General features: G+C 36.2%; 20 protein-coding genes. 6 read left to right on the forward strand and 14 right to left on the reverse strand.

Annotation, left to right across the window (positions count from 1 at the left end; genetic code table 11):
* Nucleotides 1–44: 44 nt before the first annotated feature.
* The gene (locus tag J0M15_11345; protein MBN8537638.1) at nt 45–1,148 is read right to left on the reverse strand and encodes a hypothetical protein; all 1,104 of its coding nucleotides are present in this window, start codon (nt 1,146–1,148) and stop codon (nt 45–47) included.
* 165 nt (nt 1,149–1,313) lie between these two features.
* Here J0M15_11345 and J0M15_11350 point away from each other — a divergent pair, with 165 nt between their 5' ends.
* Nucleotides 1,314–1,727 (forward strand): nucleotidyltransferase substrate binding protein, encoded by a 414-nt coding sequence (locus J0M15_11350; GenBank protein ID MBN8537639.1) that lies wholly within the window; start codon nt 1,314–1,316, stop codon nt 1,725–1,727.
* Nucleotides 1,724–2,011 carry a nucleotidyltransferase domain-containing protein gene (locus J0M15_11355; GenBank protein ID MBN8537640.1) on the forward strand — a complete coding sequence of 96 codons (288 nt, stop codon included), beginning with the start codon at nt 1,724–1,726 and terminating at the stop codon, nt 2,009–2,011. Before J0M15_11350 ends, J0M15_11355 begins: the two co-directional genes overlap by 4 nt.
* A gap of 271 nt (nt 2,012–2,282) precedes the next feature.
* On the opposite strand, the gene J0M15_11360 is transcribed toward J0M15_11355, so the two are convergent.
* Nucleotides 2,283–2,612, reverse strand: a complete 330-nt coding sequence (locus J0M15_11360) for a hypothetical protein (GenBank protein ID MBN8537641.1) — start codon at nt 2,610–2,612, stop codon at nt 2,283–2,285.
* Between the two features lie 36 nt (nt 2,613–2,648).
* Complete coding sequence (locus tag J0M15_11365) at nt 2,649–3,179, reverse strand: hypothetical protein (GenBank protein ID MBN8537642.1); 531 nt, start codon at nt 3,177–3,179, stop codon at nt 2,649–2,651.
* 210 nt (nt 3,180–3,389) lie between these two features.
* Between J0M15_11365 and J0M15_11370 the strand changes: the two genes are divergently transcribed.
* Nucleotides 3,390–4,430, forward strand: coding sequence for a hypothetical protein (locus J0M15_11370; GenBank protein MBN8537643.1), 1,041 nt, complete (start codon nt 3,390–3,392; stop codon nt 4,428–4,430).
* Between the two features lie 28 nt (nt 4,431–4,458).
* Here J0M15_11370 and J0M15_11375 read toward each other — a convergent pair whose 3' ends face one another.
* The 3 genes from J0M15_11375 to J0M15_11385 are packed head-to-tail and all read right to left on the reverse strand — an operon-like array spanning nt 4,459 to nt 8,943.
* On the reverse strand, nt 4,459–5,565 hold the full coding sequence (locus J0M15_11375; protein MBN8537644.1) for a glycosyltransferase family 9 protein: 1,107 nt from the start codon (nt 5,563–5,565) through the stop codon (nt 4,459–4,461).
* Complete coding sequence (gene gcvP, locus J0M15_11380; GenBank protein ID MBN8537645.1) at nt 5,558–8,467, reverse strand: aminomethyl-transferring glycine dehydrogenase; 2,910 nt, start codon at nt 8,465–8,467, stop codon at nt 5,558–5,560. The genes J0M15_11375 and gcvP overlap by 8 nt, the downstream gene beginning before the upstream one ends.
* A 17-nt stretch (nt 8,468–8,484) precedes the next feature.
* Entirely contained in the window at nt 8,485–8,943 is a 459-nt protein-coding gene (locus J0M15_11385) for a hypothetical protein (GenBank protein ID MBN8537646.1), read from the reverse strand.
* Nucleotides 8,944–9,099: 156 nt separating this feature from the next.
* Here J0M15_11385 and J0M15_11390 point away from each other — a divergent pair, with 156 nt between their 5' ends.
* Complete coding sequence (locus J0M15_11390; GenBank protein ID MBN8537647.1) at nt 9,100–10,413, forward strand: S8 family serine peptidase; 1,314 nt, start codon at nt 9,100–9,102, stop codon at nt 10,411–10,413.
* A gap of 8 nt (nt 10,414–10,421) precedes the next feature.
* Nucleotides 10,422–11,729 carry an EF-P lysine aminoacylase GenX gene (gene genX / locus J0M15_11395; GenBank protein MBN8537648.1) on the forward strand — a complete coding sequence of 436 codons (1,308 nt, stop codon included), beginning with the start codon at nt 10,422–10,424 and terminating at the stop codon, nt 11,727–11,729.
* Between the two features lie 99 nt (nt 11,730–11,828).
* Here genX and J0M15_11400 read toward each other — a convergent pair whose 3' ends face one another.
* On the reverse strand, nt 11,829–13,376 hold the full coding sequence (locus tag J0M15_11400) for a hypothetical protein (GenBank protein ID MBN8537649.1): 1,548 nt from the start codon (nt 13,374–13,376) through the stop codon (nt 11,829–11,831).
* 247 nt (nt 13,377–13,623) lie between these two features.
* The gene (locus tag J0M15_11405; protein ID MBN8537650.1) at nt 13,624–14,289 is read right to left on the reverse strand and encodes a hypothetical protein; all 666 of its coding nucleotides are present in this window, start codon (nt 14,287–14,289) and stop codon (nt 13,624–13,626) included.
* Nucleotides 14,290–14,561: 272 nt separating this feature from the next.
* Between J0M15_11405 and adk the strand changes: the two genes are divergently transcribed.
* Nucleotides 14,562–15,212 carry an adenylate kinase gene (gene adk, locus J0M15_11410; protein MBN8537651.1) on the forward strand — a complete coding sequence of 217 codons (651 nt, stop codon included), beginning with the start codon at nt 14,562–14,564 and terminating at the stop codon, nt 15,210–15,212.
* A 15-nt stretch (nt 15,213–15,227) separates the two neighbouring features.
* Here the strand turns inward: adk and J0M15_11415 are convergent, their stop codons facing one another.
* The 6 genes from J0M15_11415 to J0M15_11440 all read right to left on the reverse strand — a co-directional run bounded on the left by J0M15_11415 (nt 15,228) and on the right by J0M15_11440 (nt 20,750).
* On the reverse strand, nt 15,228–15,530 hold the full coding sequence (locus tag J0M15_11415) for an integration host factor subunit beta (GenBank protein ID MBN8537652.1): 303 nt from the start codon (nt 15,528–15,530) through the stop codon (nt 15,228–15,230).
* A 102-nt stretch (nt 15,531–15,632) separates the two neighbouring features.
* Entirely contained in the window at nt 15,633–16,871 is a 1,239-nt protein-coding gene (locus J0M15_11420; protein MBN8537653.1) for a glycosyltransferase family 4 protein, read from the reverse strand.
* Nucleotides 16,858–17,991: a hypothetical protein gene (locus tag J0M15_11425; GenBank protein MBN8537654.1), complete on the reverse strand. Its 1,134-nt coding sequence runs from the start codon at nt 17,989–17,991 to the stop codon at nt 16,858–16,860. The genes J0M15_11420 and J0M15_11425 overlap by 14 nt, the downstream gene beginning before the upstream one ends.
* Entirely contained in the window at nt 17,991–18,410 is a 420-nt protein-coding gene (locus J0M15_11430) for a (deoxy)nucleoside triphosphate pyrophosphohydrolase (protein ID MBN8537655.1), read from the reverse strand. Before J0M15_11430 ends, J0M15_11425 begins: the two co-directional genes overlap by 1 nt.
* The gene (locus J0M15_11435; protein ID MBN8537656.1) at nt 18,397–19,452 is read right to left on the reverse strand and encodes a quinone-dependent dihydroorotate dehydrogenase; all 1,056 of its coding nucleotides are present in this window, start codon (nt 19,450–19,452) and stop codon (nt 18,397–18,399) included. The genes J0M15_11430 and J0M15_11435 overlap by 14 nt, the downstream gene beginning before the upstream one ends.
* Nucleotides 19,452–20,750 carry a Glu/Leu/Phe/Val dehydrogenase gene (locus tag J0M15_11440; protein ID MBN8537657.1) on the reverse strand — a complete coding sequence of 433 codons (1,299 nt, stop codon included), beginning with the start codon at nt 20,748–20,750 and terminating at the stop codon, nt 19,452–19,454. Before J0M15_11440 ends, J0M15_11435 begins: the two co-directional genes overlap by 1 nt.
* Between the last annotated feature and the right edge of the window lie 14 nt (nt 20,751–20,764).

The following is a 20,764-nucleotide window of genomic DNA, read 5'->3' on the forward strand; positions in this document are numbered from 1 at the left end:
AATAAGAAATTGTTTAGGGAGATATTAATATTTATTTTGGAAACTCAAGTAACTTCAATTTTTGAGTCTGGATGAAGCCTCAGCTCATTCGACAGGAACGTCACATCCTTTGGGATAGAAACTAAAGTCCCACGACCTATTTCCTGAGGTTTGATTTGTTTATGAAGCCATGTGAAAAACATTCGATCTGAATTGTAGCACACCAGCTGCCTGCTTTTCCCTTTTTCATTGAGCAAATCGCCAGTTAATCTGGCAAGTTGTAAATCCGAAGGCTCACTTTTTGTCCCAGAAGGAGCAAATAAATGTGTTGAAGGGGTAGGTGACTTTACGATTTTTCCTCTTTGATTTTTTTTATAGGCTATTAGATAGGAAAAAGTAATGGTTTCGTTTTTAATGGGAAGCTGGTTCTCTAGCTTTTGGAACCAATCTGGTTTTTGAAAATGAATGCGATCATGACACCAATCTTTTTTAGATTTCTCTAAAAGTGGACAATCCTCCTGATGCACACAGGGGGCCGCTATATGATAACCTTTTTGAATCAGTTCTTTTCTTAATTGCATCAATTTTCGCCCATCACTTTGAGTTGAGGGCTCTAGGATCATTAAGTAATTAAATTTCTCAAGTAAGGATAGACTATCGTTCACTTCAGTTAAGGAATAGGAAAAAACCCCGAGCGTATTTCGATCAATTTTCAGAAGCAAAGATTCACTGTTTGGTAACCAATAAAAAGGCGCTGTATCCCAATAGTTTTTAAGTTTGATTTCAGTTTCAAATTGAAAAATAGGTGAATTCAGTTTTTCATTTTGAAAGCACCAGGAGCTGGTTCCCAAGCCCGAACCATAATCAACAATTTTTGAAAAGTTTTGAATATGGAAGTGTCTTTTCATTTCTTGAATGACGGCATGATTTCGTAAGTAATTGAGTGGAAAATAATAAGCTAATTGAGCGATCCAAGTATATCTCTCGTTCCAGGGAGTTGCCAACTGGGGATTGTTGATATAAAAATCTGACATAAAAAGAACCGCATCGGCAATTTTTTTTGAATTCGATAGACTCAAATTATATCTCTTTAATTTTTCTTCAATCAATGTGGTAAAGGATTCGGGGAGGCTGTAGATTCGTTTTTCCATCAGATGGTTTTCATTCATTCTAGGATAAAACTCAACAGAATAGTATGCTATTTCCGTCCAAAAAAACGACTTTTTGGAAAAGTTTGGTAGCACTGCTAAATGTGTGACATGTAATATAAAATTATATTTATTTTTTTATGTCTACGGTTGTCTTATTAAGACTCGCAGATATATAGTTCTGTAATGTCGGAAAATAAAATCAATAAAAAATCTTTTATTATAGAATCAAATATAGAAATTGAACCCCTTTTGAATGCTTATGGTCAGTTTAATGAGGCTCTTAAAATTGCCAAAACTGATTTGGAAAAAGCTGGAACAATTCAATATTTTGAGTTTACTTATGAATTAGCCTGGAAAACCTTAAAAAGAATTTTAAGCGCTAGAGGCAAAGAACTAAATAGTCCCAAACCTATTTTTCGCGAGGCTGCTTTGGAGAAATTGATTGATGATCCTGAGCTGTGGTTTGATTTTACAAAAGACAGAAATGAAACTGTTCACACCTATAATAAAGCCATCGCAAATTCTATCTTTAATGACCTGCATTTATTTGATAAAGAAATGGGTAAACTTATTTCCCATTTAAAAGCACTTAAATGAAAGAAATTCAAATAGATCCGAAACATTTAGAAATTATCAAAGGCATTTTAGGCCCCCACTTGAATTTTACCTACGTATTTGGGTCGAGAGCAAAAGGAACTGCAAAAAAATATTCTGATTTAGATTTAGTTATCAAAACCACAATTGATAAGACCAGTTTAAGGAAAATTCAGGATCATTTTGAGGAGTCTGATTTGCCATACAAAGTAGATCTCATAATTTGGTCAGAAACTGATGACACTTTTAAAAATCATATAGAAAAAGATTTGATTAAATTTGCTTAAGGTTTTTCAGAAATGCTTTATGGAGTTTCAGCATGAGAAAGAAACTCTCTAAATTGTAAATCGTAATATGGGTTAGTGAAAGTAAGGAGGGCAAACTCAATGGCCTCTTTAACTGTTGGCCGTTGTTGAAATGCTGGCGCCTGATTGATTGAAAAAGACTGAGTTTGAAGCATAAATTTATTTAAATTTTCTGTGAATTTAAAATAGTTAATTTTGCATTGAGCAGTATTTCTTAAATCTGAAGTCAAAATACTGTTTTTTCTGATTGTCTCTAAGGCAAGTCATTGAAGTTCTTCGGTTGTAAAACCTTCAAGAATTCTTTCTTGAAAGAAAAAGTCCGGTACATAGCTTCATCCACCCTGTCTAAGTTAGCTATAATTTCTTTAGAGTCCCAATTCTTTGCAAACCACGGAATTTCAGGTATCCTATCCAATCGGTTTCCTTCTGGTTTAGGATTCCATCCTTCAGGAATCCAATCCATGACGATGGCCCAATCCGCAGAGAGGCATTGATTTTGCTTTGAATGATTCAAATGTGGAAATCTAGAATAAATTTCTTGAATTCCATTTTTATCTAAAATGCCTGTTACAGGAATGGACACCCTAGCTCTCCAAGATGAAGTTGATACACAGCTTGATCATAAGTTTTTTTCTGTTGAAAAGAGTTTGAAATGATTATTATTTTTAGGAACAGCCATTATTTTAAAAAGATCTCTCATATTCAAAGAAATATAATTTGAAGGGTATTTAGTTAACGACTTAAACTCAATATTCGAAGTTTTAAAATCAAAACCTTTTCCATTTTCAAGAGATAAATTTCCTATATCTGTTATCATACCAGAACTTGTTTGATATTGTATAACCACTCGTTCACTTGCTGAGATAGAGTTAATAAGTCGAGAGTTACTTCCATTGACAATAACACTTCCGTCGAAGATGACAGGATCTCCATAAACTAATATTTTTTCAATAAAACTGGGGTGTCTAAAATTCTGCCAAACAAGAGGGTCATTTAAATATTCCATTTCTGAAAAAAGATGGTTCTTTAATTTAGATTCCATTCTATTCTGGACATAATAAGAATCACATTCAAAAGCCAAAGCCGAATCTGAATCTGCGAAGAAATAAATCATTATGAATAAAGGTAATAAAAATCTATTATTAGCCATAATTTAATTTGCAAAATGCCTTTTCAAAAGGTTGAAATTGGTTATCTGATGATAATATATTGTTTTACTGAAAGAATTTCACCTGTAGAAAGTTGTACAGATTGGGCCTTAATTGTCGCTTGTTTTGTTACAAAGTTGTACGAAAATTGTTAAAGTGACTAAATTTCTACAGGTGAAACTGTTGATTGATCAGGATAAGATTGTACTCTAATGAAAATAAGTATTTTATCAATCTTCATAGGCTCAGCAGCTTTCTCTAGTGTCAATTTATGTTTAGAGACATATCAAAATAGAAATACAAATAGAACTTTTGATTTAAAGGTGGCAAATCGTGAGAACCTTAAATCAAACCTTGGATCTGCAGTAAGAACTCAAAGGATTAAGGATTTGATAAAGCAATTTCAGGATCAAGGAATGACTAAAAAAGAGGGCTTATATTTTTTATATTCTAATATTGAAAATTACAAATTAGGAAAAATAAGACTTTTTGAAACGACTGAAAATGCCTTGAGAGAAGCCATTAATAGAATTGAAGCCATAGAATCAAATTATATTGATTTGCTTTTTGATTTGAGTATTATTTCGCGGTTTGAAGAATTTATTAACTTTGCGAAAAAGTTAAAAAACAATGGACAATTACCTACTGATCCATGGATTGCTCGGGAACTTTTTAGTAAAGAATTAAAACATAGGATCGTTAGTAGGGCTATGACTATAACTAAAGAAGAATTTAATTTTCTTTCTCAAAATGGAATAAGACCATTGAATTTAAGTCAAATAGATATCATTAACGATCAATTTCATTATCCTGAGGAGCTTCTTTCCCACATTAAACAAATATTGGTAGGAAAAACTCGTAAACCTTTTACGTTTATGTCAGTTACGGAACACCCTCTTATTGGAGCACTGGTTTCTTTCAAAACACATAAGTATGAAAGTATGTTAGCTCAACTGACATTTCAAAAAGAAAGCCCTACTAAAATCACAGTCGTATATAATTTAGAAATTCCAACTTTAGATATAATAGAATTTAGCGATAAGTCTGATCCATTGCTTCTGAGTCTCTTAGGAACTAATCCTATTGCAAGAACTAAAACAATATTGCATTTTTCAGATAAAAAAGATCAGGTTTTTCCTTATTCTTCAGCTGTTGAATCATTTGTCATGTTTGAAGTCATGAAAGATGAAATCCTTTCTAGCAATGTAATTCCCGAAGCTATTTTAGAAAATACTTTTTTAGAAATGAACTAATTCACTTTGATCCAATTAGGTGGTAGCTTTATTTTCTTGAAAGATTTTCTGTCACTTCTGTAGGTTTAATGGAATCCATGCAATTAAAATGTGGACATTTCTCATTAAGGCAGTGGTTTGTGGCAGGACAATCTACCGTGGGAAGGAATATTTTCGCCAAAGGACCTCGGGCTTTCCATCGAGTGGGGTGTTGAACGAGGATAGGAGAATAAATCCCATAGACAGGAATTCCAAGACTGGCGCCAAGATGAAGAACTCCTGTACTTGGCGCCACGAGTGCTTTTGCATTTTGGAGTATAGTTAGAAGCTCCGATTGGGAAATTTTATTTTGTAAAATAAGAACCTGAGGGTGATGGCTAAAGTGTTCTTTGATTTGGTTTAAGTAGATCTCATCAGTAGTAGTTCCTGTAAGAACTACTTTTTTATGACTTGTGGTTGATACAGGTAGGCTCAAATAGCCTTCAATAAATTCAATGTATTGAATTTGTTTCCAGTTTAGGGCGCTTCCAAACATTCCGGGATGAACCACTAGATATTCTTTTTTGATTAAATCAAATTTTTCAAATAAAGAATCATTGTAAGGGGCTGTTAATTTTAAGGTAGGTGTATGAAAGTGACGATGATTATCAGCAAAGTTTATAACGGGTTCCGTATTTAATTTCGTTTTATAGTTTATAACTAACTCTTTTTTTAAAGCGCTATCTACAATTTCAAAATTATAATCAGCCTCGTGTTTTTCGGCGAGGCTTCTTTTTTGTCTGGTTCCTTTATTTAAAAACAAAAAGGAGTGCCATTGGCTTAACACTCCAAAACGAAGTGGAATCGAAGAATTCCAAAGAGCCAAATGGACCCACCATGGAGATTGAAATGAAAAAACAGCATCAAATCGATGCTGTCGCAGAAAAGTAGAAAGAGCTTTAAAGCTCTGCCAAGGAGTCTTCTTATCAAGACTTAAAAAGCTTCTTGGGGGGTCTGAATTCAAAGCTATAAATTCATTCCCTTTGCTCAGAATCCAAAATGTTTCTACATTTTTGGGAATAAGAGGATGTTCATCGCAGGGTAAAGTGCAAACCAAATCTCCAATTTTATCTAATCGAATAAATAAAATTTTTTCAAGAGATTTGGTTTCACTCATAGGATTCGATGCTAGGGCAGGCACAAACTAAATTTCGATCGCCGTAAGCATTATCCACGCGTCCTACAGCTGGCCAAATTTTATTTTCTTTAATCCAAGGCAAGGGATAAGCAGCTTCTTCACGAGTGTAACTAAAATTCCATTCAGTACCAAGAACTCTCATGGCTGTATGGGGAGCTTGGGTGAGGGGACTTTGTTCAAGTTTGTATTTTCCCTTTTCAACAGCTTGGATTTCATTATGAATTTGAATCATTGAATGAATAAATCGATCGAGCTCGGCTTTAGATTCACTTTCCGTCGGTTCAATCATCAAAGTTCCAGCAACAGGCCAGCTCATCGTAGGTGCGTGAAAGCCATAGTCCATAAGTCTTTTCGCGACATCGGTGACATCCACGCCACTTGTTTTCTTCGCTGGTCGGAGATCAATAATACATTCGTGGGCAACCAGTCCTTCACGGCCTTTGTAGAGTACGGGAAAGTAAGGGTTTAGTTTTTTAGCCATGTAGTTCGCATTGAGAATACTTACAAGGGTGGCTTTTTTTAAGCCTTCCGATCCCATCAAAGTAATGTAGATCCAAGAAATAGGCAAGATGCTAGCACTTCCCCAAGGGGCTGAGGTGGTGGACGTAATTCCACTGCTAGGACCACTTTCAGGAACAAGGGATAATCGAGGGAGGAATTCTTTCAAATGAGATTTTACACCTATGGGGCCCACTCCGGGACCACCACCACCATGGGGAATGGCAAAAGTTTTATGCAAATTCATATGAGAAACATCGGGACCAAATTCACCTGGCCGAGCGAGGCCGACAAGGGCATTAAGGTTGGCACCGTCCATATAGACTTGGCCGCCATGATCATGAATGATCTTGCAAATTTCGGTAATGCCTTCTTCAAAAACACCATGGGTCGAAGGGTAGGTAACCATTAAAGCCGCTAAGTTATTTTTATATTGTTCGGCCTTAGATCTTAAATCCACAAGGTCGACATTCCCATGCTCATCACATTTAACCACAACCACTTCCATACCACACATCACCGCTGAGGCAGGGTTAGTGCCATGGGCAGAACTGGGGATCAAACAAATATTTCTTTGCGGCTCCCCCTTAGAGATAAAATATTTTCTGATGACCAATAAGCCAGCATACTCGCCCTGGGAGCCGGCATTGGGCTGCAAAGAAACGGCTGCAAAGCCTGTAATCCCACAAAGTTTTCTCTCGAGATCATGGATCAAATCAAGATAACCTTTGACTTGGGAAATCGGAGCAAAAGGATGGATCTGATTGACTTCGGGCCAAGAAACAGGAACTAGTTCTGTGGTGGCATTGAGTTTCATGGTGCAAGAACCAAGGGGGATCATCGAGTGGGTCAAGGTAAAATCTTTGTTCTGCAATTTATGAATGTACCTTAATAACTCTGTTTCGCTATGGTAAGAGTTAAAAACGGGATGAGTTAAAAATGAGGATTTTCTTTGTAAATTCAGAGGAATCAAGTTTGAGTTTTTAGAAAAGGTATTTTTATCAAGTTCAAATAGAGAAATTTTTTCCGTTGTGAAAAAAGAGAAAATTTCTTCTAGGTTCTTCTCAGAACAAGTCTCGTCTAGAGAAATTCCCAATTTAGTCTCTGAGTATTTTCTAAAGTTATAATTTCCATGAAGAGCTTTTGCATAGACTTCATGAGCTCTTGATGATTCAAAAATTAAAGTATCAAAACTCGTTTGGTTTAAGACAGCCACGCCCAGTTGCTCTAATCCAAGTTTTAAAATTTGAGTTAATTTGTGGGTCTTTGCTGCAATTTTTTTTAATCCCTCAGGACCGTGATAAACAGCGTACATGGACGCCATGTTGGCAAGCAAAACTTGAGCTGTGCAAATATTGGAAGTCGCTTTTTCCCTGCGAATATGCTGTTCTCTGGTCTGTAAGGCCAACCTTAATGCAGGTTGATTTTGAGAATCCTTAGAAACCCCAATAATTCTTCCTGGAAGTTGCCGTTTGAAGTTTTCTTTACATGCCATGAAAGCCGCATGAGGACCGCCGAACCCCAAAGGAACACCAAAGCGTTGGGAGTTCCCATACACGATGTCAGCACCCCATTCGCCTGGAGGAGTCAATAATGTCAAAGCTAGCAAATCGGTACCGACAACCATGAACGCCTGATTCTCTTGAATTTTCTTAGTTAGCTGTTGCCAATCAGTAAGGGTTCCTTCGGTATCGGGATACTGAACAAAAAAGGCAAAAATAGGAGTCTTAAAATCAAAATTTTCAGCTTTGCCGATAATCATTTTTAAATTCAGCGGCTCTGACCTTGTTTTTAAAACTTCAATCACTTGGGGATGAAGCTTATCCGAAACGAAAAAGTGTTGAGTCGTCGGGTTCTTAGATAAGCCCAAAGCCATGTTCATGGCCTCTGCGGCCGCGGTGCCCTCATCCAATAGGGAGGCGTTAGCAATTTCCATGGCGGTTAAATCTTTTACTAAAGTTTGAAAATTAAGTAAGGATTCCATGCGCCCTTGGGAGATTTCCGCTTGATAGGGAGTGTAAGCGGTGTACCAAACGGGATTTTCAAGAATATTTCTTTGAATTATGGTGGGTGTGTAAGTTCCATAGTACCCTTGACCTATTAATGACTTATTTACTTTATTCTGACCCATCATGGTTTTGAGTTTGATCAGAATATCAGCCTCAGAGACTCCCTTTCCGACATCCATTTCTTGGGTATTCAAAATGCTTTTTGGCACCACTTGGGTAGCAAGATCATCTAAAGAGGAAAATCCCAGCTCTTGAAGCATTGATTGCACATCTCTGTCGGAAGGACCAAGGTGTCTGGGAATGAATTCATTTTGAGTCGAAAGCTCTTGAAGGGAAAGATTTAAATAGTCTGAGGTTTGTCTTTGTTTAGTCATAAGGGTGTTACCTGAAATTATTTAGCGGCCGCTTTAGTAGATTTAACAGGAGAACTCTTTCTTGCTGCCGCTTTTTTAGTGGTGGATTTATCCATCTTCTTGGTGGCCGTTGCTTTGGCCGAGGTTTTTTTCGTTGAGGTTCTAGATCTTGTTTTGCCCGTTGCTTTTTTCTTAGTAGTGAAAAAAGTTTTTTCTACTTTTTTTGCCGAATCTTTAATTTGTGAAAGAGCTTTTTTAACTTCTTTGTCTAGAAGTTTTTGGGTTGTCGATACTTGCTTGAGTAATGAATGGTACTTACCTTCAGCACTTTTCACTGTTTTATCTTTTTCACTATTCAAATAGGTATTTAACTCAGTGCTTTTTGTTTTTAATTCTTTGCGAATTTTTTCTAATTCGGAAACTAACATTTTCGTATTTTTATTTTGTGAAATCTGTGTTGAAATTTTTTGTTTTAAACCTAAAAGCCAATTTTCCATAATGCATCCTTTTTTAAAGTGTAAATTTTGCTTTACTTAGTATCATACAAGGGTTTTTTTTACTACCTAAATGACAACACCCTGCAACGAATTAACCTTATAAGTCCTAATTTATCCCTTGTCCAGTTGTATAGTTATCAAATATCTTCCCACTCTATGAGGAAATTAAGAGTCAAAAAATCTAATTTGTTTAGGTCCCTTGTTTTATTTTTAGTAGGCCTGTTAATAGGCTGTGAAGAGATTGACGATCAAACGATTGCGAAGGGTAAAGAATGGCAAGCCGCCAATCCAAAGCCCGAAAATAGAAATTTTATTTTAAATAATCAAAATCATAAAATACTCGTCGCTGAGATAGATAGTGGGATCGATTACAATCACCCACTTTTAAAAAACAATATTCATTTTAATTTAGATAGTCAGGGTAAACCAATAGGATTTGGTTATGATTTTGTTGGACAGGATTACTGGCCGTCGCCTTATGTTGCTCGCACCTTGGATTTAAATCCTGAGGTGAAATTAAAAGACACTGAATCCACTCGCAGAGGTCGGCTGATGGCTGAAGAGGTTGTAAAATCAGATCAGGCTTTAGGGATTTATTTGGATCCCTCAAGAAATATCCAACAAGAAATAGACTCAGGCGCGTACCATGGGACTCATGTGGCAGGATTAATGGTTTATGATGAGCCTCAAATTGGAATTATCGGCTACAGAGTGCTACCAATGAATGTAAAATATAAACAAGGGAAAAAAGATTTTTCACAAAATTCAACGGAAATGGTTTTTAAAAACATATTATCAGCGATGTCCATGGCGATAAAGGAAGGATCTCGGGTTATTAATCTTTCCTTGGCTCTAAAAAAATCTGAAACAGCGAGTTTGTTCGATCAACTTATTTCTGGCGAAGATAACTACAAGCTATGGATGGCACAAGTAAAGACTTTCATGGAAAAAAACAGCAATGTTATTTTTGTAGCCGCTGCTGGAAATGACGGAAAATGGGTTGATGATAAAGTTAATTTACAAATTCCATGTGGAATTAGTGCGTTAAATTTAGTTTGTGTTGGCGCTTTGGATGAACATCAAAACTTAGCTTCTTTTTCGAACCTTGTATTGAGCGAGGGCACTTTTGTGGTTACTTTGGGTGTGGAAGTAAACTCTTTGTTTCCTTCTCAAATGTGTCAAACTTCTGATTTGAATCAATTAGAAACTTCTGGACTTACCTTGTCCGAAATTTCAAACATGAAAAACACCCTTCATCGTGATTGTTTGAAAAAGGATATAAAGAAAAGAATTTCGGGAACCAGCATGTCATCGCCTATCGTGGCTCGAATCGTTGCAAAATGGATGCTTCAATTCCCAAATTTGACTTCCCAGGAAATCATCCAACTGCTTCTGCAACATTCACAAAAAAAACAACTGGGACCCTTGCAATTAAATATTCTACCCTTTGAAAAACCATCTTGGTATTAACTTATTTTATGGATGAAAAATCAAAAAGAAATGTGTTTTTACAAACTCAATGGTCTCCTTATCCAAGGTTTAATCCTCAAGCTAAATATTGGGGACGCTTCCTTGGAATATTGGATGATGAGGCCAGCCAGAAAATAGAACTAAAAAGCTTTCAAGAAGAACATTTCTTCAAGAATCAAAATTTGGTGGTATTCCCTATTAAAAATCTCCAGTTTTGGAAAGAAATTTTGATTAGCGGAGATATTATCGAAATCAATGAAAAAAATGAACAACTGGATATAACCTTGCTAACTCCCTATTTGGCCCCGACAAAATACAAGGAATTTATCCCCCATGAAAAATGGGAAATATTTCAATTGTGGTCTGAATATCTTCATTTAGTCAGGAGTTTTTTTAAAGAAAAAAAATTTATCGAGTTATCCACGCCCCTGATCGTGAATCATCCAGGATCGGAACCTAGTTTAGAACCTTTTGAGATCAACTTAAAATTAGGAAATAAAAGTTTTAAGAAATATTTGCCCACCAGTCCTGAACTTCATCTTAAGAAAGTTCTGACCACGGGTGTTCCAAAGATTTTTGAAATTACAAAAAGTTTTAGAAATAATGAATCTTCAGAAAAGCACAGTCCTGAATTTTGGATTCTGGAGTGGTATCGAAATTTTTCAAATTTAGAAGAAATCAAAAAAGATGTTCAAGACTTAATCGGTTTTATACAAACAAACTTGCCTCTTGTTGTGAGTAAGAAGGAACTGGAATTTAAGTCAGTAAGTTTTCAAGAGATATTTTCAGAGTATTATCATTTTTCATTTAATCCCGCGACAAACCAATCAGAGTTGGAACTCTTTTGTAAGAATCATCATTTAAATTATTTGGGAGTTCGAACTATTGAGGATTTGTTTTCAATGATTACCTTTGAAAAAATTGAAACCAAACTGAATCCTCAAGCGATTACATTCTTAGAAAAATATCCTCCTTATGCAGCAGCCTTAGCTCGGACAAATGAACAGGGTTGGGCGGAAAGATTTGAGGTTTATTGGCAGGGATATGAGCTAGCCAATGCTTTTTTTGAGTTAAACGATATGCAAGAACAGCTGAATCGATTTCATTTAGATAATGAACTCAAAAAACAAAATTCCTTAGCCCAAATTACAGTAGACGAAGAATTTATTTTTCACTTAAGTACAGGTCTCCCTCCCTGTGCGGGGATTGCTCTGGGTCTTGAGAGATTGTTTATGGCTTTGTTTGGTTTTAAAAACATTAATGATTTAAAGCTTTTTTCTATGGTTTTTCTGTATCTGGCAATATTTCAATTTTAGTTCAGATTTTTTCCTCGAGTTTTACTAATGCAGAAATGATTTACGTGTTAAGGGTAAATCATTGTACTAGCGGTCAAAGCTCTCCCAGAAAAATAGAGTTCATGGGGTGCTTACTGTATTTAGGGCTCTCACCCAAATATTTTGAAAGGCCTGAATCAAGCTTCCGCCATTAGTTGCATATTCAATATAGTTTTTGAAGTTTTCATAGTCGATTCCGATTCGACCCAGAATGGCCGCTGTTTTGGTTGTTTTTGTGACGTCACCGGCATTTAATTTCACGCGCACAATTTTATGACCTTTATCGGTTTTAGTCTCAAATCCAAGCGTATAAAATGGAGCTGTATCTAAACTCATAACAATCGTATTTGAGTTAAAATATGAATTGCCCGTTGCAAATTCAGTTGGCAATGCTGATTGTTCATGTAGTTCGATTGAGGTACTGCCATCTTCTTTTGTAACTTTAAAAGGGTTACCACCAGAATAGCCAGAACGCTGCTCGACAACAACGACGGATGTGGGTGTTTTTGATATAGAGTGCGCGGCTATAACAGATTCTAAATCGGTAACAACTTCAATATTATCAAATAGTAAGTTTTGTTTACCCATTTTTTGTAATTGTTGTGTTCGTCCTGACTTATCTAAATAGGTTTTTAGCATACCGGCCCCTTCACCAATGGCAACCGTATCAATTAAAGGATCTCCTGTACTTGGATTTAAAGCATGAACTCCAATTTGCATTCCAAAGAGATGAGTTTCATTACGTTTTTTAGAATCATTTATATATTTTCTAAGTGCAGAAATTATTTTTTCATTAGTGGTTAAATCAGCATGAAAAGTCTTGGTATGAAAGTTTTGATTAAACTCATTTAAATATTGAGCGATATCCTGGTGAGTTTGTTGACTTGTCCAGATATCAAATGGTACATAAGTTTCCGCAAATTCGCTAAGTAAGGCCACATTAGCTAATTTCATATCAAGAGGTGTTAGGGCCCTTTTATCTTCACGTGCTTCTTTGAGAAGTTTGTTAATTTGATTTTTTGCATCTGAAACAAGTCTTTCTGCATAATTTGCTTTTTCTAATTCTTCATTTGGAATTTCTTTTCCAGCAGCTTTAATTGCGGCGTCTGGAGAACTGGCTGTTGCAATTAATGAAAATTTTTCCAGTAAGTTAACTTTTTCAAGGGATAAGACTTCTTTGAGGTTGAAGGGAACTAAGGCCTTAACTTGTCCAGCGCCGCGTGACCACAAACCAGCTCCACTGGTGACATAGTAAAGCGATGGGGCCATTTCTTTAGCTCTTTTTTTTAAGTCTAAAGATGACATTGGTGACAACTTAGTTAAGTCAACCGAGATATCGTTTTCCTGAACTCTTTCTACATTTTTACCTTTAGGTGGTTGATTTAAGGAACCAGAATTCTTGGATTCAATATAGATATTTGATATTTTCTGATCAACAATTTGGCCCCCATCCACAAAATGGCCATGGTTAGATTGAGTTTGTTGTAATAACGATAAATAAAAATAAGAACATTTGGAATTGGCGGAGTTGGCAAAAGTTTTATTTGTAACAGATATAAAAGAAAGCCATAAAAAAAGTACGGACTTTGTTAAAATTACGGGTTTTAAAACTAAATTCATTTTTTTCATATTTCACCTGATCATAATAGATATAGATAGCAAAAGTGTTGGGATTTATTTCCCATGATGCCACAGCTCTAGTCTAATTAAATACTTGTATAACGTTTTACTTTAAGTTTTTCACCTGTAGAGATTTTTACACTAAGACAATAAATGTCATCGGTTTAAAATTTCAAGTGTTTTCGCACACATCATCCAGCTTTTTTCTATGATTTTTCTGTGTCTGGTAATTTTTCAATTCTAGTTTTATCAATATTTAGTCTTTAGGCATTTTGTGACAAAGTGGATAGTACCATAAATGGTTGGCAATGGCCGAGGCTTTTTTTGAACGGCCGAGAGGTCTTAAGACTTCCCAATAGGATCCACTAGAAAATATCCTATTGCTGTTATTCACCTGATCATGAAGCATCTTAAGACTGCATGAAAAAGATCGTTTGGGATCTCTGGAGTCGTATTGTCTGCAACCCCTTGCGTAGTCATCTTCTCTGCCTAGGTGGAGTTGAAGAACGCCATTGGCGATACCATTGGGGCCTCGTCCTTTTGCTGTTTCATTGCAAGTGCTTTCAAAGAATACCATGCCATCGAACAATCGCAGGAGGATGATTTTCTTTTGATCTACATTCAAGTTGGGATAATTTGGACAGAACTTAATTAAGTCCGAAGGAGCGCCATCAGCGGGATTATCTTCAAAAAATAGGGGGTATTTCTCAGGGGAAAGTTCCGCCATCATATAGTCACGCCAATTTTTTCTAGTGGGAGGGTTGATGCTAAACTCTTTGCAATAATAATTTGAGTTAAATCCTCTTAATTGAGAGTTGGAAGTATAAATTGATTTTGATTTTTCCTTCGCACTCGCATTTGGTGAATGAATCAGTAATGTCATCATTAATGATAAAAAAAATAAAGTTCCCCAATTAAACATGATGTCCTCCCCACAAGTCACTACTGTCTCTATAACAAATTGAGTGCCAGCTGATTTGAGCTTAAAATGAAGATGAATTTTATGAACATGAAAAAAAAACAGGACTGTCTTGCATTTGACATTTCTAATTTTTAGAAATTCTTGGAGTTTTGACTCTCTTGGGAAAAAGTAATTATTACAAAGGATCTATAGACAGGTTGGGTGAAGTTAATCTATGATATTTCGGTTCAGTTATGAAAGAAGTCTATTAGAAATATTTTAAAGGAAAGATTATGCGGTTGATTTTATTAGGTCCCCCTGGTGCAGGAAAAGGGACACAAGCACAGTTCATCAAAGAGAAATACAATATTCCTCAAATTTCAACTGGTGAAATCCTGCGAGCGGAGATTAAAGCGCAAAGTCCCATGGGGCTCAAATTAAAATCTTTGGTGGATTCAGGGCAGCTAGTACCTGATGAGATTATTATTCAAATTGTTGCAGATAAAATTAAAACTCCTGAATGTCGGAATGGGTTTTTATTTGATGGATTTCCACGAACAATTCCCCAAGCAGAGGCGTTAAAATTAGCTGGAATTCATATTGATGCTGTTCTGGAAATTCATGTTCCCGATGAAGAAATCATTACTAGAATGAGTGGGCGAAGAGTTCACCTTGCTTCTGGAAGAACCTATCATGTTAAATTCAATCCTCCAAAAGTTTCAGGAAAAGATGATATCACTGGGGAAGATCTGGTTCAGAGAGAAGATGACAATGAAGAAACCGTAAAAAAACGCTTGGATATCTATCACCACCAAACAAAGCCCCTAATTGATTACTATTTAAGTTGGTCTCAACGTAAAGAGGACCATGCTCCTAAATATAAGAAAGTGTCAGGCTTGGGAAATATTGAGCAAATTAAAGCTGAGGTACTTAAAGATCTTTAAAGGCGAGTTTGCGTTTTAAGGCTTTTCTTTTTTTGTTTGGGTATTGATGTCTTCTTTTAGCTCTTTACCCACTTTAAAAAAGGGAATTTTCTTTTCTCCAACATCAATGATTTGTCTTGTCCTTGGGTTTCTAGCTTTATAGGCATTATATTTTCTATTTACAAAAGAACCAAAGCCTCTGATTTCAATGCGATCATCTTTCATTAAAGATTCGATCATTGTATCAAAAATAGTATTGACTACGGTTTCTGCCTTTACTCTGGTGATCCCAGCTTTTTCAGAAATAATGTTGATTAAATCAGATTTTGTTAATGCCATAGTGACTTCCTCTGTTCAATTTTTTTAGGCGCAATTTTATAACTAATTGATTATATAAAACTTTTTCAAATGGAAAAGAAGATTCTGCCTGGACAAACTGCATTACGACCGTTTATTTTGAATTATTTTCTGATAAGAGCTGTTTACTGTCAAAATCATCTTTTGGGTATCAAACATTTCCAGTACTTTTTGCCTTGCCTTTTCACCAATTTCTTCCGTTGGGAGAGAGCCCGAAAAAATTTCAATGAGTAGATTAGCCAGAGAGTCTGTATCAGCGGGACGAATTAAAAAACCATCAATACCATCTTCAACAACATTAGAAATAGGACTTACTTCAGAACCAATAATAACTTTTTTCTGGGCCATGGCTTCAATTTGTGTAGGTTCAAACCCGGTGGATCGAGAGCTTAAATTAACATAAGTATCACTGATAATGATATAATCTAAAAGCTCATGATCTTTAAGTGCCCCAGTGAGGATCACCCTACTGCCAAGAGCCAGAGAAAGAATCAGAAATTCAATTTTTTGAAAAGAAGGGCCGTTTCCAATGATAACCAAATAAGCATTTGGTTTTTTAATGGCTACGGTTTCAAAGGCATAGAGAATATTTTTAATTTCCATAAAATCACTCATATCAGAAATAGTAACTGCAATATGAGAGTTTTCGGGTAGATTTAAAATTCTTTTTAACTCCAAAGATTTTTCCTTTGGAGTGAGGTCTCCGACTTCAATACCATAGGGTACAGAATAAATATGATAATCAGGGTAGAGGTAATACCGTTCCAACATGATTCGTTGCATGGGATGAGTCACAAAAACCCCATCGGCGTATTTTAAGAGCTCTCTGTCGCTACCGAAATAGGTAGTTAAAAATTTATAAACTAAGGCGAAAGCTGTCGTGAGCAGGCCACTCAGGGTCTCTTGGCGCATTCCCAGAATGGCAAAAATTTGTGACATTTGTGTGGCTTCTACATCATAGGCGAAGGCAATTTTTAAATTTTTTTTATTTTTAGCGACAAGATTTCCTGAGGCATCCAAAGAGTGGACTAAGTCAAAAGCCTGTTGTTTGTGAATCTCAACAAAATGTTGGTAGACCGATTTTTCAAAAGAAGTGCGTTTGAATTTGGAACCTTCATCATTAAGAAAATACGCCGTTAGTTGATCTCGCTCTACTTTAAATTGGTTCATGGGACTAGAATAGGAAATCACTGTTACCTGATGTCCAAGTTGGGCTAGACCTTTTGCGATGGCCCAAATAAAACCATGGTCCGAGGATCTGCTTAAAATATGAAATCGTCGGCTAATGATGCAAACTCTAGGTGGTTTATTATCTTTTTTCATAGTTTAAACTCAATACCTTGTTTAGTAATCGGTTAAATTCATTAATGGGAGCATCCATAATTTCAGATTTGATTACATCGGTATTAATAGATTTAATGTCAAAAGAGTCTAAATAGGGGGTTTTAAATAGATGATCTAAGCTTTTGACAGTTTGGTAATTGGCAACAACGAAACAATTGACCTTATCTTGCCAAAGTCCGCTGTAAAGTTCGGCTTGAAATTCGTCCATAATGACTATTTGTTTGTTCAAAATAGTTTGTTCAAAAATTTCTGAAACTTCTTGGATAGTTAGTGGCAGTCCAGAAATTAAAATTTTAGAGTGAGCCGGAAATAAAGCAAGAGATTCAGAAAAACTTTTCGCTGAAAAATAAGTCCATTCATGCTTGTTACGTGAATTGGCTAAAACCAGTTGAGAATCAATGGCTTTTTTTTCATGAATAGAAAGTTCATCCACTGGGCCAACAAAAATAACAGGATTGTATTCTAAGGTCTTTAAGAGGATTTTTCGATAGAGGGTTCTTAAGTTAAAAATTTCAGTTTTGAAGGGAATAAGAAGAATATTCTGATTTCTCTTTAAAAAATAGCTTAGGTTTTCAATTGAAATTGATTCTCTGTAGGGATGTTTTTTTCCAGAATCCATGTTGAGAACGGGAGGGATAAGTCCTCTAATTTGTTTTTTATTTCGGGTGTTTAAACCTCTGAGGCCCATAAGACTTTGTCTGTGAGCACAAGTAATAAGATCTGATTTATATACATACAGAGTTAAATTTTTACTTTTTTGATTGATATAAGTTAAATTTAAAAAATGGGTGAAAATAGGAATGCCAAGAGCATGACAAATTTCAAGTAAAAGATTTTGTGCTGTTAGTTTTTCGTTGGATTCAATAAGAAAATGGATCAACTGGGGTCTGACCGAGAAAAACACAGGAAAAAACTGAAGCCATTCTTTGAAGCTCCATTTAGAAAAAAAGTAAAGAGTTTCCATATTGTCTATAACATAATTTTTCTGATTTTTTGAAGTGACAACAGTGGCCTCGTGGCCAAGATTTTTTATAGATTCAATATGAGAGATAATAACTGGCGAATTTAATTGTTCTGTTACAATTAAAATCCGACTCATTAGACCCCCAAGGCTTTAAAGATTTCAGCTAATATTTTTTTATTAGCTTCAGGAATGGGTCTTAATTTTAGCTCTTGAGGATAAATCCACTCTAAAGCCAGATGATGTTTGGCCTTTGGTTCACCTTTCCAGTAATTAATTTCATAAAAAAGAATGATAATTCCAACATCACCATAAGAATGAGTGCAAGCCAATTTTAAGCTTCCAATTTCAGCAGTAATACCAAGTTCTTCATTCAGCTCTCGAGCGAGAGCAACCTCTGGAGATTCGCCAATTTCAATTTTTCCACCAGGAAATTCCCAAAGTCCTGCCAGTGAATGATTTTCTGGGCGTTGACCAACCAAAATGTGTTGATCCTTCCTTAAAAGTCCAGCTACTACAGGAATCCAGTGAATTTTCTTTAATTTAGGTTTTCTCATTAGATTGACTATACTTCAGGAAATACTCTCTGGCTATTTTTTTAAAAATATAGGGCCCATTAAAAACAATTCCGCTATAGATTTGGAATAAATCAGCGCCAAGATCTTGTCTCTCTTGCAAATCGGAAAAATTAAAAATACCGCCGGCGTTAATTATTAATTTTTCTTTTTTTTGTGGGCCAAGCTCCGTGACAATCATTTTGAGAATTTTTTTACTTAGGGGCGCTAAAAATTTTCCAGACATCCCCCCTTCTTTCGGAAAGGAGGATTGAGTGTCGCGCTGTAGGGTCGTGTTAGAAACAATAAAACCGTCGATTCCTACAGCTAAGCTAATTTCAATAATGAGGTTCAGTTGGCTGGAATCTTCATCGGGGCTGAGCTTTAACAGTACAGGCTTAGAGTAAAGTTTAGCTGTTTCATAAATAGAACTGAGAAAGGGCTTGAGCCTGTCCCTTTGGAAAAGTTCCCGTAATCCTACAGTGTTTGGGCTCGAAATATTAACGACAAAAATGTCAGTGTAGGCATGTAATTGGTGAATTAATAAAATATAATCCTCATGAGCTTTTTCATTAGGAACCCATCTGTTCTTTCCAATATTAACAAGTATAGGAGTTTGGCGATTTTCAAAATTTTTTTCTAAATTAACAAAGGTTTCTTTATAGCCAGGATGGGGGAATCCCATCTTATTCCAAAGGCAAAAATCTTTCGCGTTTCTGGCAATAATTTTCCCAGGATTAGGAGCTTGATAATAAGGGGTCACTGTTCCTATTTCAAGAAAGCCAACGCCCAAATCCCACCAATTGGCAATATTGGATCCTGTTTTATCCACCCCCCCAGCAATGCCAAGAGGATTCCTAAAGTGAAAACCTTTCCAGTCAAAAGAGTTCCAAGTTTTCCACTCTTGAGAGGCGCCAGATAAATCTTCATCAATAAAACAAAGAGTTTTTAAAAGTGGTTCCATCCATTTATGAGAGACTGAAGGAGGAACCCACATCCACGGTTTATATTTATCTAAAGTTGTTTCTAAATTTTGCATCATCATTATCTTGGGTAAAGTCCTCTGAGGAGCATGGCCTTTTCTAATCTTTGAATGGAAACGGCCATTGCTGCACTTCGCATATCCACATTTTTCTCGTTTTTGAACACAACGATATTATCAAAAGCCTTAGTTATGATTGATTTTAATCGGCCGTCGATTTCATGCTCGTCCCAAAAAAAGGACATGATATCCTGAACCCATTCAAAATAAGAAACAATCACTCCTCCACCATTTGCCACAACATCCGGTGCAATAAAAATATTTCTTTTATGTAGAATTTTTGTAGCAGCACTGGAGACAGGTCCGTTTGCACCTTCAACAATCACTCTGGCTTTGATTTTTTCTGCATTATGAGTATCAATTTGACCTTCAAGGGCACAAGGGAATAGGCCTTCGCAATCTAGTTCCAATAGTTCTTCGTTGCTAATGGGTTGGGATTTAGGAAAATCTTTAATGGACTTGTTGTTTTTCACATATTCAATAAGATCAGGAATATTTAAGCCCTCGCCATTAAAAATCCCTCCAGTAACATCGCTCACAGCTAAAACTTTGGCACCTCGTTGGTAAGAAAAAAGGGCAGCAAAGGATCCCACATTTCCAAATCCCTGGACAACAACACGTGACCCTGAAAAAGGTATTCTGCAATATTCAAAAGCTTTTTCAGCAACAAAAACAACTCCAAGTCCTGTGGCGTGATGACGTCCCAAGGAACCACCAATTTCAACCGGTTTACCAGTAACCACTCCAGGCTGAGAATAGCCTCCTTGCTCTTGAGAATAGGTGTCCATAAACCAAGCCATGGTTTGTGGATTTGTACCCACATCGGGTGCAGGAATATCCTTGGTTGGACCAATAAAAGAAGAAATTTCTGAAGCGTACCTGCGTGTTAAATTTTGATTTTCTGTTCGAGATAATTTCGTGGGGTCTACACAAACTCCACCCTTAGCTCCACCTAATGGCAAGCCTAACACCGAATTTTTAAAGGTCATCAGAGCCGCCAGACCAACCACCTCAGGAAGATCTACGTTTTGGTGATAGCGAATCCCCCCTTTGTAAGGACCAAGTGTGGCGTTATACTGAACGCGGTAACCAGTAAAAACCTTAACCGAATAGTCATCCATTCTTACCGGGACAGAAACGGTGACGCACCTTCTTGGCTTCTTAAGCCTTTCTAAAACATTACGATCGCAATTCACAATTTTTGCGGCTTCCTCAATGGTTTGCAGAGCATTTTGAAATAAAGGACCATTTAAATGACCTTCAATTTGATTTGTTTCTTGATGGCTATAATTTAAGCTCATAATCTCTCCTGATT

It is taken from the genome of Deltaproteobacteria bacterium (genome assembly GCA_017302835.1).
Taxonomy (GTDB): domain Bacteria; phylum Bdellovibrionota; class Bdellovibrionia; order Bdellovibrionales; family Bdellovibrionaceae; genus UBA2316.